Raw genomic sequence first — 1,630 nt, 5'->3', positions numbered from 1 at the left:
TTAGCATTGCACGACGCATATCATATTGGGCAAATTGTATTCCTAAGTAAAATGCAAGGAGCTTGGCCAGGGAAACGCAGCTTTTAAAAAAGCTTTATTAGCTTTACAGTTATTCCATTATAGGGGGCTTTAATGGAATAAGAACGGGAACGTCCAAATCGGGCGTTCCCATATTTTATACCTAAAAAACAACAATACTACTTAACAAAGCCATTTTTTTAAAAAAACCAATACCCTTTCAACCGTATGTAAAAATATTTCTTCTTTCTTGGATTTTGCTGCGACTATTGCACCTTTAGAAGATTCGAACTGGATTGTATCACGAATACATAATAGGTTGACATAACACCCCAATTGGGAAGTATTCAGCTTAACTTACCTCTTTAATTTAATGGCTGTGTTAAATTTTAATGTTGAAAAGGGATATAAATTATGGGAAACCCTATTTACAAAGGTTTCCCATCTCTTGTTTACCTGATGTTCATAAAATGCTCTATCCAAACAACCAAACAATTGCCAAAGAGATAATCCAAATTGTTAAGGGAATTACCAAACTCTTAAATGCTTGCAACCACTGATAGTTTTTTCTTTGTTTTTGCAGTAGTCTATCCGTAACAAAAAACAAGATGGAAGCACCTAAACTATAGGGTAGTAATACAAGTCCGAAAACAATGTGCAAAATTCCAGAAACAATTATCTCTATGTTTTTGCTTCCACTTTTTTTTGACATAAACTCTGCTATCTTATCACCAATAATAGAAGTTAGAACTCCATAAAGCAGAATGACAGGAAAACTATACATCATATATACATTTACCATAGTAGAAGCTGAATAAAAATAGTTTTCAACAACTTGTTCTCCGAATGGATCTGGCATAACAAGACCTAATAAAATAGCAAATAAAGAACCCGAAACCGAAGCCGATATAATTTTTCTTGATAACATTTCCGTTCACCTCACATCTTGTTAATATACATTACACTAAACTATCTTATAAATTCCTGTAGAGGTGAAAAATAGCACATATCGCGGTCCAGGTATATTTCCTCGGAAAACATCCGCTAAGGTTTTGTTCAGAAAACCAAGAGTAATGAACACCCTATATTCACAGTGTTTTCTGATGGTTAACTCTTTCATTAATGTTCAAGAACTCTACAGTAACTTCGCTCTAGGAAAGGTTTGGTCGCAATGATAAGCAGCACTGTCGCTATTTTTATTACAGTAGCTTCAATTCTTGTGATTTTTCATTATGTGCAGATGCTAGAGTTTGCACGATTTCAATCAAGTGGCGTTAAACTATATCTAGCACGTTCCGGTTTAACACAGGCAGTAAGAGCAAAAAAAATATCAAAGATCAGAAGAAAAATATGAATAATATATTCTTTACTGGCCATTCCTTAGGGGGATATTTAGCTTCATATGTAGAATCAGAAGTCGTCGATAAAGATATAAGTGTGGGGGTTTCTAACAAATCTTATACATTCAATGCACCTGGTGTTAGTCCAGCAATATTTTTAAGAGCGAATTGGATGTTTGTAAACGCTAATATAAAATTGACAGTTTCCGCTAAGATCCTTTTTACACTTTCGCCAAATAGAATCGAACTTCCAGTAAACTGAATGTATTCGT

The 1,630-nt window shown here is 34.2% G+C and carries 2 protein-coding genes; one reads left to right on the top strand and one right to left on the bottom strand.

What is annotated here, in order from left to right; translation table 11 throughout:
* Positions 1-493 precede the first annotated feature (493 nt).
* Positions 494-946 (bottom strand): hypothetical protein, encoded by a 453-nt coding sequence (locus C8K15_RS19945; protein ID WP_108588126.1) that lies wholly within the window; start codon positions 944-946, stop codon positions 494-496.
* 353 nt (positions 947-1,299) lie between these two features.
* Here C8K15_RS19945 and C8K15_RS21485 point away from each other — a divergent pair, with 353 nt between their 5' ends.
* A complete protein-coding gene (locus C8K15_RS21485; RefSeq protein ID WP_369973799.1) occupies positions 1,300-1,620 on the top strand; it encodes a lipase family protein in 321 nt (106 codons plus the stop codon).
* The last annotated feature ends 10 nt before the right edge of the window (positions 1,621-1,630 follow it).

It is taken from the genome of Paenisporosarcina sp. OV554 (assembly GCF_003058165.1).
Classification (GTDB): Bacteria; Bacillota; Bacilli; order Bacillales_A; family Planococcaceae; genus Paenisporosarcina.
This window is presented reverse-complemented; position numbering and strand designations above follow the sequence as displayed.